This is a genomic window from Rhodococcus sp. T2V (assembly GCF_029269925.1).
GTDB lineage: Bacteria > Actinomycetota > Actinomycetes > Mycobacteriales > Mycobacteriaceae > Rhodococcus_F > Rhodococcus_F koreensis.
Genome location: NZ_JARJBD010000001.1, coordinates 167,040 through 183,531 on the forward strand (window position 1 = coordinate 167,040; position 16,492 = coordinate 183,531).

The 16,492-nt window shown below is 68.8% G+C and carries 12 protein-coding genes; 7 read left to right on the forward strand and 5 right to left on the reverse strand.

The features are described from left to right. The first annotated feature begins 8 nt into the window (after positions 1 to 8). The gene (locus P3H15_RS00700) at positions 9 to 761 is read left to right on the forward strand and encodes an SDR family oxidoreductase (RefSeq protein WP_276135496.1); all 753 of its coding nucleotides are present in this window, start codon (positions 9 to 11) and stop codon (positions 759 to 761) included. 9 nt (positions 762 to 770) lie between these two features. After that, positions 771 to 2,135: an NAD(P)/FAD-dependent oxidoreductase gene (locus P3H15_RS00705; RefSeq protein ID WP_276135497.1), complete on the forward strand. Its 1,365-nt coding sequence runs from the start codon at positions 771 to 773 to the stop codon at positions 2,133 to 2,135. Positions 2,136 to 2,138: 3 nt separating this feature from the next. Here P3H15_RS00705 and P3H15_RS00710 read toward each other — a convergent pair whose 3' ends face one another. Then, the gene (locus P3H15_RS00710; protein ID WP_276135498.1) at positions 2,139 to 3,398 is read right to left on the reverse strand and encodes a hypothetical protein; all 1,260 of its coding nucleotides are present in this window, start codon (positions 3,396 to 3,398) and stop codon (positions 2,139 to 2,141) included. Between the two features lie 105 nt (positions 3,399 to 3,503). On the opposite strand from P3H15_RS00710, the gene P3H15_RS00715 reads away from it, so the two are divergent. Continuing rightward, positions 3,504 to 4,283 carry an FAD:protein FMN transferase gene (locus P3H15_RS00715; RefSeq protein WP_276135499.1) on the forward strand — a complete coding sequence of 260 codons (780 nt, stop codon included), beginning with the start codon at positions 3,504 to 3,506 and terminating at the stop codon, positions 4,281 to 4,283. Position 4,284: 1 nt separating this feature from the next. Here the strand turns inward: P3H15_RS00715 and pgi are convergent, their stop codons facing one another. Continuing rightward, positions 4,285 to 5,937 (reverse strand): glucose-6-phosphate isomerase, encoded by a 1,653-nt coding sequence (gene pgi / locus P3H15_RS00720; protein ID WP_276135500.1) that lies wholly within the window; start codon positions 5,935 to 5,937, stop codon positions 4,285 to 4,287. Between the two features lie 69 nt (positions 5,938 to 6,006). Between pgi and P3H15_RS00725 the strand changes: the two genes are divergently transcribed. Next, positions 6,007 to 7,461 (forward strand): NAD-dependent succinate-semialdehyde dehydrogenase, encoded by a 1,455-nt coding sequence (locus tag P3H15_RS00725; RefSeq protein WP_276135501.1) that lies wholly within the window; start codon positions 6,007 to 6,009, stop codon positions 7,459 to 7,461. A 38-nt stretch (positions 7,462 to 7,499) separates the two neighbouring features. On the opposite strand, the gene P3H15_RS00730 is transcribed toward P3H15_RS00725, so the two are convergent. Both P3H15_RS00730 and P3H15_RS00735 read right to left on the reverse strand, forming a co-directional pair. After that, positions 7,500 to 7,796, reverse strand: a complete 297-nt coding sequence (locus tag P3H15_RS00730; protein WP_185728282.1) for a chorismate mutase — start codon at positions 7,794 to 7,796, stop codon at positions 7,500 to 7,502. Positions 7,797 to 8,069: 273 nt separating this feature from the next. After that, positions 8,070 to 9,254, reverse strand: coding sequence for a transposase (locus P3H15_RS00735; RefSeq protein ID WP_276135502.1), 1,185 nt, complete (start codon positions 9,252 to 9,254; stop codon positions 8,070 to 8,072). A 95-nt stretch (positions 9,255 to 9,349) separates the two neighbouring features. Here P3H15_RS00735 and pcrA point away from each other — a divergent pair, with 95 nt between their 5' ends. Further along, on the forward strand, positions 9,350 to 11,833 hold the full coding sequence (gene pcrA, locus P3H15_RS00740) for a DNA helicase PcrA (RefSeq protein WP_276135503.1): 2,484 nt from the start codon (positions 9,350 to 9,352) through the stop codon (positions 11,831 to 11,833). Positions 11,834 to 11,908: 75 nt separating this feature from the next. Here the strand turns inward: pcrA and P3H15_RS00745 are convergent, their stop codons facing one another. Further along, positions 11,909 to 12,970 carry a M23 family metallopeptidase gene (locus P3H15_RS00745; RefSeq protein WP_276135504.1) on the reverse strand — a complete coding sequence of 354 codons (1,062 nt, stop codon included), beginning with the start codon at positions 12,968 to 12,970 and terminating at the stop codon, positions 11,909 to 11,911. Between the two features lie 231 nt (positions 12,971 to 13,201). On the opposite strand from P3H15_RS00745, the gene P3H15_RS00750 reads away from it, so the two are divergent. Further along, complete coding sequence (locus P3H15_RS00750; RefSeq protein ID WP_276135505.1) at positions 13,202 to 15,151, forward strand: hypothetical protein; 1,950 nt, start codon at positions 13,202 to 13,204, stop codon at positions 15,149 to 15,151. Between the two features lie 169 nt (positions 15,152 to 15,320). Beyond that, the gene (gene sucC / locus P3H15_RS00755; protein ID WP_276135506.1) at positions 15,321 to 16,490 is read left to right on the forward strand and encodes an ADP-forming succinate--CoA ligase subunit beta; all 1,170 of its coding nucleotides are present in this window, start codon (positions 15,321 to 15,323) and stop codon (positions 16,488 to 16,490) included. The last annotated feature ends 2 nt before the right edge of the window (positions 16,491 to 16,492 follow it).

The window sequence follows — 16,492 nt, forward strand, 5'->3', positions numbered from 1 at the left end:
GTGTCGGGATGACTCGGCAGAAGATTCTGATCACGGGGGCGAGCTCCGGGCTCGGCGCGGAGATGGCCCGCCGGTTCGCGGCCCAGGGACGAGACCTCGCGCTGTGCGCACGACGCGTCGAACGACTCGAGGCCGTCCGGGACGAATTGCAGGCATCGCATCCCGGGATCGCCGTCGCCGTCCGCGCACTCGACGTCACCGACCACGACGCCGTGATCCGGGTGTTCGGCGAACTGCGCGACGAACTCGGCGGAGTCGACCGCGTCATCGTCAACGCGGGTCTCGGCAAGGGAGCCAGGATCGGAACGGGCCGGGCCGACGCCAATCTCGCCACCGCCCGCACCAACTTCGTCGGCACCCTGTCGCAGTGCGAGGCGGCGCTCGGCATCTTCCGCAAGCAGAACTCCGGACATCTGGTGCTCGTGTCCTCGATCAGCGCCGACCGGGGTCTGCCCGGCCCGAAGGCGGCGTATTCGGCGAGCAAGGCAGGGGTCTCGGCACTCGGCGAGGCACTGACCGCGGAACTGGCGAAGAGCCCGATCGCGGTGACCACCCTGCTCCCCGGATACATCGCCACCGACATGTCGAGCAAGGCCGGCGACAGTTCCGCGCTGACGGCAACCCTCGACGACGGTGTCGACGCGATGGTGTCGGCCATCGAGAAGGAAACGAACCGCGCTGCGCTGCCCGGCATCAAGTGGCGGGGAATCGACGTTGCGTTGCGGTTCCTTCCTCATGCGTGGACATCCCGCTTCGTGTAGGACTGACCTATGACGACCGCCCAGGAATCCTCGTCCCTCGGCTTGCAGCGTTCGCGACCGCGGGTCGTCATCATCGGGGGAGGGTTCGGCGGCATCTACGCGGCCCGCCGGCTGCGCGACGTCGACGCGGACGTCACCCTGCTCGACCGCGGAACCAGCCACGTCTTCCAGCCGCTGCTGTACCAATGCGCGACGGGCCTGCTGTCCGAGGGGGAGATCAGCAGCCCGCTGCGCCACCTGCTGCGCGGGGTCCGCAACGTGCACGTCGCCCTCGGCGAGGCGCAGGGAATCGACGCGGTCAGCCGGGTCCTGACCGCCAGCCGCTTCGACGGCTCCACGTTCGAACTTCCCTACGACTACCTGATCGTCGCGGCCGGCATGCGGCAGGCATACCACGGGCACGACGAGTACATCCAGTGGGCGCCGGGGATGAAGACCCTCGACGACGCCCTCGCCATTCGCCGGAAACTGATCTGCGCCTTCGAGATGGCCGAATCGCTGCCCACCGCGGAAGAGCGCAGGCCGTGGCTGACATTCGCCGTCGCGGGCGGTGGACCCACCGGAGTCGAACTCGCGGGCCAGATCCGGGAACTCGCCATGCACGCCCTGGCCAACGAGTTCCAGTCCATCGACCCCTGCGAGGCCCGGGTGCTGCTGTTCCACGGCGGCGACCGCGTACTCCCGTCGTTCAACCGCAAACTGTCCGCGGCGGCGCAGCGGACGCTCGACAAGGTCGGCGTCGAAACGCACCTCGGTGTGCACGTCACCGACGTCTGCGAGACCAGCATCGAGACCACGGCCAAGAACGCGGCCCGCACCAAGAAGCGCTACGGGGCCCGCACGGTCCTGTGGACCGCGGGCGTCGAGGCCGTGCCGTTCGCCGCAGCTCTCGCGAATGCGCTCGGCGTGAAGCAGATTCAAGGCGGGCGCATCGCCGTCGAACCCGACCTCACGGTGCCCGGGCACCCGAACGTCTGGGTGATCGGCGACCTGATGTCGCTGAACGACCTCCCCGGGGTGGCCGAGGTCGCGATGCAGGGCGGCAGGCACGTCGGAGGGTGCATCGCCCGCACGATCGCAGGCGGAACACAAGACCGCACACCCTTCAAATACCGCGACCTCGGCAGCGCCGCCTACATCGCCCGGAGGCACGCACTGCTCCAGGCAGGGCCGATCCGGATGTCCGGGTTCCTGGGCTGGGTGTCCTGGGGTGCCATCCACATCGCGTTCCTCGCCGGGTACCGCAACCGGTTCGGCACCCTGCTCAACTGGGCGGTCACGCTGGCGTCGCGGACGCGTCGGGAGCGGGCGATCACGTACGGCGACCCGGAGTCGGCGCGGCAGCCGTACACCGATCTCACGACCGGGTCGTAGCCTTCACCAGGCCCGCGCGGTGAGGCCGTGCCGGGCGAGGACCTCTCCTGCCCGCTGCCGGAGCGCTGCGCGGTCCGGGCTGTCCAGCGACTCGAGCGCGAGGCCGTAGTTGCCGCCGAAGCGGCTGAGGTAGGCGGACAGCCGGGTGCGGCTGGTCACGACACCCGGATGCACGGCGCGGGTGGCGATGCCGGTGGCCCGGTGACCGCCGATCGTGGCGAGCGCATCGGGCAGCGGTCCGATGTTGGAACACAGCACGTCCCGCTCGCCGGGGTTGCCGGTGAGGGCGTGCGCCACGCGGTCGGGCACCAGTTGCAGCATCTCCTCCGGAAAACCGGCCGGGCTGGTCATCGCGGGTGCGGCGAACGCGGCGCGGCTCGCCGCCCGCACGTCCGCGACGGTGTCCTGCGGGGTCACGTCCACCTCGACCACGGCGACGGAGTTCGCGGTCCCCGTCGGGTCGCCCCGACCGCGCAGATCCATCGGCACGCTGATCGTCAGCGGCCGCGTCTCGCCGTCCCGCCGCGCCAACTCGGCCACCACGGTCAGGAACAGGCTGTTCGGGGTGCCGCCCGCCTGCTCCGCGACGGCGTCCCACCGCTCGGCGTCCACGTCCAGCACCACCCCCACAGGTGAGCGGCAAAGCGTGCCGGGCGACGCTTTGCCGCTCACGTGCAGGAAGCGGCGCAGTTCCGCGCGACGGGACCCGCTCACCATCAGACCGGCGACCGCGCGGGCCGTCCCCTCCGTCACGCGGCGGGCGAGCCGCGTGGCGTCCCACATGTCCGCGACAGCGCCTCCCGCACCAACCGCGTCCGACGGCGGCGCGCCCTGCAGGGCGTCCGCGATCGCGGCCGCCAGTCCGCGCGCGTCCGCGATCACGTGGGAACACACCAGCGACAGCACCGTGCCCCCACCGGTCGGTCGTGCGCAGGCCAGCCGCCAGCCGGGACCACGTTCGGGGTCCACCGGCAACGCGGCCTGCCCGTCCGCCCACGCCAGGACCGCCCCTGCCTCGATCTCCGCGTATTCGACGGGAAAGGCGTCCGCGCTCGGCTCGAACCGGGGCCGCGCGCCGGGAACCCGCGGACGCACGACCCGCCTGCCCAGCGGCCCCCGCGCGAGGTCGGCGATCAGGGAATCGAGCGTCGCGGCGTCCACCCGGCCGTCGGTGCGCCACAGTCCCTGCATCACGATCGGCGTTCCCCACCCCCGGTGGGTGCGCAGGAACATCTCGTCGACGACGCTCAATCGGGCGCTCACCAGCGAAGTGTACGACCGGTCGCGTCGGTCGCCGGAGGTCGGCCTCTGGACAACCGGCGCATACTGGAAGTGCAGCGCTGTACGGGACCGCACACGGAGAACACCATGGTTAGCGTCGAGAAATGGAAGGTGTGGGGTTCCGTCGTGGAGGTCGACGTCACCGAAGGCGCCGCCCTTCCCGAGGCCGCAGCGCTGATCGCGGCCGTCATCGACGACGCCGAATCGGTCTGCGACATCCACCGCGGCGACGCCGAGATCCACGCCGTCAACCTGTCACAGGGTGCGCCCGTCAAGGTCAGCAGGAGGATGTCCGCACTGCTGCGTTCGGCGCTGTGGGCTGCCCGGATGACCGACGGGGTGGTGAACCCGCTCGCCACCGAATCCCCCGACGAGGACCTGATCCCCACCGTGCATCCGGAACCCAGTTTCCTCGACGTCCAGATCGACGACGACGTCGTGTTCGCACCGTGGGGCGCCTCGTTCGACATCACCGACACCGCCAAGGCCGACACGGTGGATCGGGCGGCGGAACTGGTCGCCCGCCAGCTCGAATGCGGGGCCGCCGTCCGCATCGGCGACGTCATCGCGACGGCCGGGCACTGTCCCGCCGGCGGCTGGCAGATCCCGGTGCCCGGCGACGGCGAGGTCGAACTGGTGAACGGGACGGCGATGGCGACGGCGGTCGCGCCGCCGGTCACCGAACCACCCACCACCACCGAATGGGAGACGGTGACGGTGATCGCCGACGACGCACTCTGGGCGTACGCGGCCAGCGTCGCCGCCCTCGCCCGCGGCATCGGCGCGATCCGGTGGATCGAACAGCACGAGCTGCGTGCCCGGCTGGTGGACCGCTCCGGCCGGGTCTACACCACCGAGAGCTGGTGAATCAGGCCCGTCCGCGCTGACGGCGGTACCAGCGCACCAGGCTGTCCGTCGACGAATCACTCTGCGCGGCCGGTTCTTCCGCGGCGGTGAGCACCGGCTGCAGCTCGACGGCCTGGGTCTTGCCGAGTTCGACACCCCACTGGTCGAACGAGTCGATGCCCCACACGACACCCTCGACGAACACCTGGTGCTCGTACAGGGCGATCAGCTGGCCGATCACCGACGGCGTGAGCTTCGGCGCGAGGATCGTCGTCGACGGCCGGTTACCCGGCATGACCTTGTGCGGCACCAGATCCTCGGGGGTGCCCTCGGCCGCGATCTCCTCGGCCGTCTTGCCGAACGCCAAGACCTTCGTCTGGGCGAAGAAGTTGCTCATCAGCAGGTCGTGCATGCTGCCGGTGCCGTCCGCGGTCGGCAGGTCGTCGGTGGGCTCGCCGAAACCGATGAAATCGGACGGCACGAGCCGCGTGCCCTGGTGCAGGAGCTGGTAGAAGGCGTGCTGCCCGTTGGTTCCGGGTTCGCCCCAGAAGATCTCACCGGTGGACGCGGGGACGGGGGAGCCGTCGGCGCGCACCGACTTGCCGTTGGATTCCATCGTCAACTGCTGCAGATAGGCCGGGAACCGCACGAGGTCGTTGGAATACGGCAGCACGGCACGGGATTCGGCGCCGAAGAAGTTCGAGTACCAGAGTCCGATCAGGCCGAGCAGGACCGGCGCGTTCTCCTCGAGCGGCGCCGTCCGGAAGTGCTCGTCCACGGCGTGGAATCCGGCGAGGAACTCCGCGAAACGTTCCTTGCCGATCGCCGCCATCACCGACAGTCCGATGGCGGAATCGACCGAGTACCGGCCGCCGACCCAATCCCAGAATCCGAACATGTTGGCGGTGTCGATGCCGAACTCCGCCACCCGGTCCGCGTGTGTCGAGACGGCGACGAAATGCTTTGCGACCGCTTCGTTTCCGAGGCCCAGGCCGCTGAGTAGCCACCGCCGGGCGGCCGTGGCGTTGGTGAGCGTCTCGAGGGTCGAGAACGTCTTGGACGCCACGATGAACACGGTGGTGGCCGGGTCGAGGCCGTTGAGGCTGCGCACCAGGTCGGCGGGGTCGACGTTGGAGATGAACCGGACGCTGATGCCGGCGTCGGCGTAGTGCCGCAGCGCGCGGTACACCATCACCGGACCCAGATCCGAACCACCGATGCCGATGTTGACGACGGTCGTGATTCGCTCGCCCGTCGCGCCGCGCCACTCGCCGGAGCGCACCCGATCGGTGAAATCGCCCATGCGATCGAGGACGTCGTGGACGTCGGTCACGACGTCCTGGCCGTCGACGACGAGTGTGGCGTCGACGGGCAGCCTCAGCGCGGTGTGGAGGACGGCGCGGTCCTCGGACGTGTTGATGTGCTCGCCCGCGAACATCGCGTCACGGCGGGCCTCCAGGTCGACGCTGCGCGCCAACTCGAGGAGCAACCCGATCGTGTCGCGGTCGATGCGGTGCTTGCTGTAGTCGATGTACAGGTCGCCGGCCGAGACGGTGAGTTCCTGACCGCGTGCCGGGTCCTTCTCGAAGAGCTCTCGAAGATGGACGGTCTGAATCTGAGCGTGATGATCACGCAATTTCTGCCAGGCAGCGGTTCCGGTGATGTCTGAGCTCACGAGATTTGAGCTTAATGCCCGCGCGTCGAAACTTCCGTGCGAACTTCGGTGCGGCGCATGATGGACGTCATGGATGCTGTCGAACTCATGCGAACCGTTCCCACGACCCTCTTCCTCGGCGGCGAGAAGCGCGACGCCGAGAACGGTGCCACGTTCACCGTTTTCGACCCGGCCACCGGCGACGCCCTCACCGAGGTGGCGGACGCCAGTCCGGGCGACGCGATGAAGGCCCTCGACTCTGCGGTGGCGGCGCAGCGGGAGTGGGCGGCCACCCCGGCCCGGGAGCGCGGGGAACTCCTGCGCGCGGTGTTCGAGAAGATCACCGCCCGGGCCGACGACTTCGCGCTGCTGATGACGCTGGAGATGGGCAAGGCGCTGCCGGAGAGTGCGGCCGAGGTCAAGTACGGCGCCGAGTTCTTCCGGTGGTTCAGCGAGGAAGCCGTGCGTATCGCCGGTCGCTACACCCCGGCGCCCGCGGGGAACGGACGCATCCTGGTGACCAAGCAGCCCGTCGGGCCCTGTCTGGCGATCACGCCGTGGAACTTCCCGCTCGCGATGGGCACCCGCAAGATCGGACCCGCCCTGGCCGCCGGCTGCACGATGATCGTCAAACCCGCCTCCGAGACGCCGCTGACGATGCTGCTGCTCGCCGAGGTCATGGCCGACGCGGGACTGCCGAAGGGCGTGCTGTCCGTGCTGCCGACGTCGAGGTCGGGCGAGGTGACCGGTCCGCTGATCGACGACCCGCGACTGCGGAAGCTCACGTTCACGGGCTCGACCGGGGTCGGACGGATGCTCGTCGAGAAGTCCGCGAAGGGGCTGCTGCGCACCTCGATGGAACTCGGCGGGAACGCGCCCTTCGTGGTCTTCGACGACGCGGACGTCGACAAGGCGGTGGCGGGCGCCCTCCTCGCCAAGATGCGCAACGGCGGCGAGGCCTGCACCGCGGCCAATCGCTTCCACGTCGCGAACAGCGTGCGGGAGGAATTCACCGCGAAACTCGTCGACAAGCTGTCCTCGTACAAGCTGGGCCCCGGCACCGATCCCGACACGACCCTCGGCCCGCTGATCAACGCGGACCAGCTCGAGAAGGTCGGGGAACTGGTGCAGGACGCCGTCGGCGCTGGCGCCCGGGTGCGGCTCGGCGGCGTCGCCCCGGAAGGCTCCGGCTACTTCTACCCGGCGACGGTGCTGGACGAGATTCCCGCCCAGGCTCGGATCCTGAAGGAGGAGGTGTTCGGACCGGTGGCCGCGATCGCCGGGTTCGACACCGAGGAGGAGGGGATCGCCGCGGCCAACGACACGGAGTTCGGCCTGGCGGCGTACATCTTCACCCGCGATCTGGATCGTGCGCTCCGGGTGGCCGACGCCATCGAATCGGGCATGGTCGGCGTCAATCGCGGGGTCATCTCGGACACCGCTGCCCCCTTCGGCGGCGTCAAAGCGTCAGGCTTCGGGCGCGAAGGGGGGAGTGAAGGCATCGAGGAGTACCTGGAGACCAAGTACGTGGCACTCGAACCGTGACGACCGCCGTCGGGGGACGGGCGGCCGCGTCGGGAAACTCAGTGACCGAGGCGGCCGCGCCCGAGGCGCAGCAGCAGCATGGCGAGCGTGTGGCCTTCCTGGCCCAGCTCGTTGAACCGCTCGAGCACCTTCATCTCACGGCTGTGGACGAGGCGGGGACCGCCGGACGCCATCCGGGTGCGCCCGATGAGCTGCGAGACCTCGGCGCGGCGCTTGATCGCGGCGAGAATCTCGGCGTCGAGCTTGTCGATCTCCTGGCGGAGAACCTCGATCTCGGCCTCGCTGGTGGGAACAGCGGTGTCCTTTGCGGCTGAAGCGACGGTCTGAGTGCTCATTGGTTCGTCTCCCTCTTGTCAGAACTTGGATCGTTGTTGTGGCTCGAGTCGTTACCGATCCAGGCTCATTTGACGAAAAAAGCCCCGGATCCGGTGCGGACCTCGGGGCTCGTGAGCTGTTCAGTTCACGGGCACCGGAGGCCGGTACCCGTAAAAAAATCGCCACAGGGGGCGCGACGGCGGACTGAACATGTGTACCAGTTTGCCATGGCGGCACCGCGCAGGCCAAGCCGCTGTGACGCTGTCGGTACACGCCGGTAAGTTTGATAGACGTTAACGATTCCCCGAAGCAGTGGGATTTCCAGCTCTGACAGCACCTGCAACCGACCCAGAGGAGGGCTGGACATGTCTGACGTCATCAACACTGGTGTGGCCTCGTTCTGCCACAGCCAGGATCACCCTGGCAGCGTTCCGGTCCCGGTTGTCGGAGTGTCCGCAAGCGTGGCACCGGAAAGTGCGTTCGGCGAGTTCCAACTGCTGCTTGGCTCTCGCAAAGCAATTGGAGCACGTCATCGTCGTGTACGCGGGCCGAACCATCACCACCTTCCGGCCCGCTCGACGGCCGCGCTCGACCAGTTCTCGTTTAGCCGTTCCGACCGCAGCATCCGCGGACTTACGGGCCATCGTCGTTTTGGAGAGAACGCTGGGCTTGAAGTCCTCGACCGCAATCAGTTGGTGACGGTCGACCACACGTCGCGCCCAGACCCTGGCCTCGTGCAGGTTCTGTCGGGCAGCCTTCTTCCTAATTGCAGCTGCTTGGCGTTTTGCAAGCAGGTAGCCCTTGGATTGGGCTTTGCCTTTCGGTCGACGACGCCGGGCCATCTTTCGTTGCGCCTTCGCCACCTCCGCAACGCAGCGTCGTCGGTGGCCGCGGTACGGCAGGTCGAACTCCGGGTCCGTGGTGGTCGCGGTGGTAGCAACACCCCAGTCCACCCCGATAGCACCGGCAGCTTCGGGAACGCGTTCGATCTCCCGCCGCACTACGAACGACGCGTACCAGTGTCCGAGGTTGTCCCGGTAGATGCGAACACTTGTCGGCAGCGAGGGCAACTCACGCGACCACACCACCGGAATCGTCACGCCTTTGGCCAGAGCCAGTCTCCCGTCTATGAGGCGAAAGCCGCGGGTGGTGTACTCGACGGATGGTTTTGTTGTTTTCCGCGCCTTGTAGCCGGGTCGGCCGCGGCCCTTGACGGCGAAGGAATGGTTGAGCGACTGACCGTACGTCCGCAACATCTGCTGTTGGGCGACCTGCGACCCGGTGCGAAGCCACGTGTTGCGTGCTCGGGCTTCGGTAAGGAGTCTCGACAGCTTGCTGAACGACGGCTTGCCGCCCAACTTCTGCTGGTGAACGGCCTCATTCCACAGGAACCGGCAGCGATCCCACTCCGCAATCAACGCGCGCTGCGCCGTTGCGCCAGGGCGCAACCGGTAGGTGTAACGCACGACCTCCCCCATGCCCGAACTCTAGCGAGAGGCACCGACATATATCCGCAACCATGCCGCCCCAAACATCCCACGGATAGCTTCGGGAGTACTCCGGGTGATGGTAAATGAACACTATCTCCGGCACCGCTTCTCCCCCGAGCGCCGAGTCGACTCCGCACACCGCCGCGCCGGCGCGCACGGGGTCCGACGCGCTCCTCCAGGGCCTCAACCCACCGCAACGGGAAGCGGTCGTGCACGCCGGATCTCCGCTGCTGATCGTCGCGGGTGCGGGCTCGGGCAAGACGGCTGTGCTCACCCGCCGCATCGCCTATCTGCTGGCCGAGCGGGGGGTGATGCCCGGACAGATCCTGGCCATCACGTTCACCAACAAGGCCGCCGCCGAGATGCGGGAACGGGTCGCCCACCTCGTCGGCCCCCGGGCCAACAGCATGTGGGTGTCCACGTTCCACTCCAGCTGTGTGCGGATCCTGCGGGCCCAGGCGGCGCTGCTTCCCGGCCTCAACTCGAACTTCTCCATCTACGACGCGGACGATTCGCGGCGACTGCTGACGATGATCGCCAAGGATCTGAACATCGACACCAAGCGCTACTCGGCGCGGCTGCTCGCCACTCACATCTCGAATCTCAAGAACGAGTTGATCGACCCGGAGCAGGCTACTGCCGACGCCGACAAGGAGCCTGCGGAACTGCCGCGGCTGATCGCCAAGGTGTACGGCCACTACCAGCAGCGGTTGCGTTCGGCGAACGCACTGGACTTCGACGACCTGATCGGCGAGACGGTCGCGATGCTGCAGGCGTTCCCCCAGGTGGCCGAGTACTACCGACGACGGTTCCGGCACGTGCTGGTCGACGAATACCAGGACACGAACCACGCCCAGTACATGCTGGTGCGTGAACTGGTCGGCGGCACCGCGGACGGCGAGGACGCGGACCACCGGGTCACCCCGGCCGAACTGTGTGTGGTGGGCGACGCGGATCAGTCGATCTACGCGTTCCGCGGCGCCACGATCCGCAACATCGAGGAGTTCGAACGCGACTACCCGGACGCCCGCACCATCCTGCTGGAGCAGAACTACCGCTCCACCCAGAACATCCTGTCGGCGGCCAACTCGGTGATCTCGAAGAACACCGGCCGGCGCGAGAAGCGGCTGTGGACCGATTCGGGCGAGGGCGAACTCATCACCGGGTACGTCGCGGACAACGAGCACGACGAGGCGTCGTTCGTGGCGTCCGAGATCGACAAGCTCGTCGATTCGGGCGATGCGAAGTTCGGTGACGTCGCGGTGTTCTACCGCACCAACAACTCGTCCCGCGCCCTCGAAGAGATCTTCATCCGGCTCGGCGTTCCGTACAAGGTCGTCGGCGGGGTGCGGTTCTACGAGCGCAAGGAGGTGCGCGACATCGTCGCGTATCTCCGGGTCCTCGCCAACGAGGACGACACCGTCAGCCTCCGCCGGATCCTCAACACCCCGCGCCGCGGCATCGGTGACCGCGCGGAGGCGTGTGTGGCCGTCCACTCCGAACAGCGGGGCATCAGTTTCGCCGAGGCGCTGCGGGACGGTGGGGAGGGCCGGGTGCGGCTGCTCAACACCCGTTCCCAGAAGGCCATCGCGTCGTTCCTCGAGCTGATGGACGGACTGCGGGTGCTGATGCCACCCGAGACGACGGCCGACGACGTCGTCCCCGACCAGCTCGGCGACATCGGCGACGTCGTCGAGGCTGTCCTGGAGCGGACGGGCTACCGCGCCGAACTCGCGGCGAGCAGCGACCCCCAGGACGGGGCGCGCCTCGACAACCTCAACGAACTCGTCAGTGTGGCGCGGGAGTTCAGCTCCGACGCGCGGAACGCCGCCGGACTGGTGGAACCGACGGAGGACGGCGACGTCGACGCCAGGGACGGTGAACCCGACCCCGGTTCCCTCGCGGCCTTCCTCGAACGGGTGTCCCTGGTCGCGGACTCCGATCAGCTGCCCGACAACGACGAGGGCGTCGTCACGCTGATGACTTTGCACACCGCGAAGGGGCTCGAATTCCCCGTCGTCTTCGTCACCGGGTGGGAAGACGGCCAGTTCCCGCACATGCGGGCGCTCGGCGACCCCGCGGAACTGTCGGAGGAGCGGCGGCTCGCGTACGTGGGCATCACCCGTGCCCGGCAGCGGCTGTACCTGACGCGTGCCGTCATGCGGTCGGCGTGGGGTCAGCCCATCCAGAACCCGGAGTCGCGGTTCCTGCAGGAGATCCCGTCGGATCTCGTGCACTGGCGCCGCGAAGACCCGGGCCCCCGCATGGGTTCCGGTGGTGCGATCGGCGGTGGCCGCGCGCGTGGATCGGGATACGGGCAGGGGTTCGGCGGCGGCTCCGGTTACGGCGGCGGGTCGGCGAGCACCCCCAGCTTCGGCGCCGCGCGCTCCCGCAACAACAACCTGGTCCTCGCGGTCGGCGACCGGGTCAGTCACGACAAGTACGGCCTCGGCACTGTCCTCGAGACCAAGGGGGCCGGGCCGACCGCGACGGTCACGATCGATTTCGGCAGCGCGGGCAGGGTCCGGCTGATGCTGATCGGTGGCGTCCCGATGGTCAAGCTGTAGAGCCGACGAAACACGACTGCGGCGCATGCAATGCATGCGCCGCAGTCCTCATGTGTTCGGGTGGTGCGGAGCGGGTCAGTCCATCTCGGGGCCGAGGCTGATGCCGCGGGAGGCCAGCCAGGGCAGGGGATCGATCTTGTTCTCGCCCGCGAGGTGCACCTCGAAGTGCAGGTGCGGGCCGGTGGAGAAGCCGCGGTTGCCGACGGTCGCGATCTGGTCGCCCGCCATGACTTTCTGGCCGACGGTGACGGTGGAGGTGTTGATGTGGCCGTACACGGTGATGGTGCCGTCGGCGTGTTTGAGGCGGACCCACATGCCGAACCCGGAAGCCGGACCCGAGTCGATGACCTCGCCGTCGGCGACGGCCACGATGGGGGTGCCGATGGGGGCGGCGATGTCGACGCCTGCGTGCAGGGTGCCCCAGCGGCTTCCGAAGTTGGAGGTGAAGGTTCCCACGGCGGGGAGGACGAACAGGGGGCGTCGGGCAGCGGCTTCGCGGGCGGCGCGCTCTTCGCTGAAACGCTGTCCCTTGGCGAGCAGGTTGCTGAACTGCGACAGGTCGGTCGGGTTCGCGATGTTGAGGACCTGCGGGGCGTTCGACTCGGCGGCGGCGGTGTCGGAGACCGTGGAGTACTGCGCGGCCTGCGGTTCCGCGGTGGTTCCGATGGAGCTCGACTCGTCACTGGCGAGTGCGACCTCGGAGTGATCGGAGGAGCTGGACGATCCGCTGGTGACTGCGGCCTGGCCTGCGGCAACTACGGCGCCTGCTGCGACTGCGAGGACTGCGGCGCGGCCCTTGAGAGCTGAGGGGGGAGTCGGGATCCGGTGGGCTCCGCGGCGGGAGTGGGAGGGTGCGCCCTCGAGGGACTCGGAACCGCTGCGGGGGATGAAGCCGGGGATCTCGGACTCGGTGTCGACGGTCTCGACGCCGTTGCCGGCGTCGACGCTGTCGTAGGTGGAGCGTGTGGACTGCGAATTGCGGAAGAACATGCTGGAAATCTCAGAACTATCGGTCTCGGGATGATGCTCGACCGACTGTGGGGGATACGTGGGCGCGACTTCGTCCTTGTGACCCCGCAACTCGTCATCGTGGTGACTCACAAAACGGCTGGCCGTGAACTGGCTGCGATGGTGCATACGCCCGTCCGTCCTCCTGCTCGTGACCTGCCTGTGACTTAGACCTTGGCGACGGTAACGAAACGGTTGCGATGCGCGCAACCTGTAACGCGGAGGAACGGCTACATGTGACGGGCATCACAAAGTGAGCTGGGGAAACGTCGAACCGGCTTTTCGTCTCGGTTCAATCTCGCCCGTGCGCACGCGTGTCACAACCCGGGTGAGGCGGTGGGTAAGCGCTAGCGTCGGCCTGTGGCGTCATCAACTCGATCCCCGGACGGGCGCAGGGCCGAGCCCGAACGCATTCCTTCGTCCGGCGGCACCGGTGTGACGGCCGTCGACGAGCCCGATCCCGTCCGCGCGCGCCGGGGGACCCTGCTCGCGGTCGTGCTGGGCCTCGTCGGAAGTCTCGGGGTGGCGTCGGCGCCCATCCTGCAGGCTGTCCGCACGGTCGACGGGGCGGCAGCGCCGTCCGCGGTCGGCGCTGCCGCGGTGTGGGCCGCCGTCTTCGCCGTCGCGACACCAGTACTGGCCGTTCCCGCGGTTCTCGCCCGGCGCACCGCGGTGGCGGGGGCATTGCTGGCGGGTGCAGGCGCCGTGTCCGTCGGCGCCGCCGTCCTCGACACGCAGCTGTGGTCGGACGCCATCGACGCCAATCGTCTCGAATTGTTCCGGCCCGAGACGGCGGCCGAGCTGGCCGCCGGGACCGGCGCCTACGCCGCCCTCGCCGGGCACGCGTTGATCGCCTTCGCGGGCCTGCTCGGCATGGTCGCGGTCCACCGGGCTTCGCTGATGGACGGATACGGCGACGCCCGCAGCGCCGAACAGGTCGGGCGGGCGACGGGCGCCCGCATCGGCTTCCTGCCGTCTGCCGTCGCGGTGGCCGCCGCCGTCGTCCTGGTCGGCGCACTGTTCGCTCCCGCCTTCGTGTCCGAGGATCCCGTCATCCTCGTCCCGACCGTCGTCGAGTCGGACCTCGCCGCGTCCGCGGGCGCCGGGATCCTGGCGGCGGCCGTCCTGATCGTCGTCGCCTCGGCGCTGGCATCGATTTCGCCCCCCGTGGCGTCCGGCGCCCTCGTCGGGGCAGGCCTGGCCGCGCTCGGCGTGGTCGGGACGCGCCTGGTCGCGGGGCTCGCCGCGGGCGAACGGATCCAGCCCGGTCCCGGCGCGGTGTGGGGGACCGTCGGCGCCGGCGTCCTGGTGCTCGTCGGCGCCTGCATCCCGATGATCGACCGGGCCCGCGACGGCAGGATCCTGAAGGCACTGGCCGCCTCGCCGTCCGCGGCGGCGCAGGGCGGCCCGGCGAAGCCGGGGGCGGTCACCCCGTCCGCGAAGGGCGTCGCCAAGGCGGCGCTGCGAGCCGAGGCGGCCGCGGCCCGCGCCCGGATCGTGCGATGGCACGTCGCTGCCGGGGCCACCGGAATCGTCACCGCCCTGCTGGCCGCCACCGGGGCGCTGCTCCCCGTCCTCGACATCCCCGGCGACACGGCACGCCCCGACGTCTACGCCACCCGGGTCGTGCTCGTCGCGGCTCTCGTCCTCGTCGTCGGTTGCGTCTGGCTGCTGCTGTCGGAGTTCGCGTCCGCCGTCCGACCCGCGGTCGGGGTGCTGTGGGTGACGATCCCGTACTCCGTCGCCGCCGTGTCGCAGTCCGTGGTGCTCGCCACCGACGTGCCGGGGATCGGCGCCGGAATCGGTGCCGTGCTGCTGTGGTGTGCGGCCGTCACCGCGGGTGTCACCGGGGTGCTGACGTGGTTCGCGGGCTCGGCGGAACGCGAGGAGATCGACACGTCCGACGAGCCCTCTACCTCGACCCCGGTCCTCGCGGTCGGCGGCCTCGGTGCCGTCGCCGCGTTCGCCGGACTGGGACTGCCGCTCTTCCACGGGACCGATGCCCGCGGCGACGAGTACGCGCCCGCGTCGTTCGCGGAGGTCCCGTGGAACCTCGACGTGTGGGGACGCGTGCTGCTCGGGGTCGCGGTCGTTCTCGCAGTGATAGTTGCCTCACGTGCCCGGCCCGCCAGGGCGGTCGCGTTGCTGCTCGGTGCGGCCGTTGCCGTGGGGGTTTACCTCGTGTCGTGGCCGCTGACCGTCGCCCGGGTCACCGACCCCGAAATGGGGGCCGGTGTCGTCCCGGCAACGGTGGGCATAGTGTTGATTGCGGCTGCCGCGGCCCTCACTCCACGCCGCAGAAATCGGTGAGGTCCGTCCCGTTTGCAGCGGTGAGGCCCGCCTCAGTGCGTGATATCGCGTGATGTGGACCACATAGCAGACACGCGGGCGCAGACCGGGCCCGGCAACTGGTTAAAGTCCAAAACAGACCCGCTCCTACCCCTCGAGCGGGTGTCAACGCAGACGAGACGGTGAGCAGATGGATCTCTTCGAATACCAGGCGAAGGAACTCTTCGCCAAGCACGAGGTGCCGACTTCGGCTGGGCGTGTTACCGACACGGTGGCCGGCGCACGCGAGATTGCCGAAGAAATCGGCAAGCCCGTGATGGTCAAGGCGCAGGTCAAGGTCGGCGGCCGCGGCAAGGCGGGTGGCGTCAAGTACTCCGCCGACGTCGACGCAGCGCAGGCCAACGCCGAGGCGATCCTGGGCCTCGACATCAAGGGTCATATCGTCAAGAAGCTGCTGGTCGCAGAGGCGAGTGACATCGCCGAGGAGTACTACATCTCCTTCCTGCTCGACCGCACCAACCGCACCTACCTGGCCATGTGCTCGGTCGAGGGTGGCGTCGAGATCGAGGTCACCGCCGAGGAGAACCCCGACGCACTCGCGAAGATCCCCGTGGACGCCGTCAAGGGCGTCGACCTCGCGTTCGCGCGCAGCATCGCCGAGGCAGGAAAGCTGCCCGCCGAGGTGCTCGACGCAGCGGCCGTGACGATCCAGAAGCTGTGGGAGGTCTTCATCAAGGAAGACGCTCTCCTCGTCGAGGTCAACCCGCTCGTCCGCACCCCGGACGACCAGATCCTCGCGCTCGACGGCAAGGTCACGCTGGACGAGAACGCCGCGTTCCGTCAGCCCGGCCACGAGGCGTTCGAGGACAAGGACGCCACCGACCCGCTCGAGCTCAAGGCCAAGGAAAACGACCTCAACTACGTCAAGCTCGACGGTGAGGTCGGCATCATCGGTAACGGCGCCGGTCTGGTCATGTCGACCCTGGACGTCGTCGCCTACGCAGGTGAGAAGCACGGTGGCGTGAAGCCCGCCAACTTCCTCGACATCGGTGGCGGCGCCTCCGCAGAGGTCATGGCGAACGGCCTGGACGTCATCCTGAACGACGCGCAGGTCAAGAGCGTGTTCGTGAACGTTTTCGGTGGCATCACCGCGTGTGACGCGGTCGCCAACGGCATCGTCGGCGCCCTGAAGACGCTGGGTGACGAGGCCAACAAGCCGCTGGTCGTCCGCCTGGACGGCAACAACGTCGAAGAGGGTCGTCGTATCCTCGCCGAGGCCGCCCACCCGCTGGTCACGGTCGTCGGAACCATGGACGAGGCTGCCGACAAGGCCGCCGAGCTGGCCTTCGCCGCAAAGTAAAG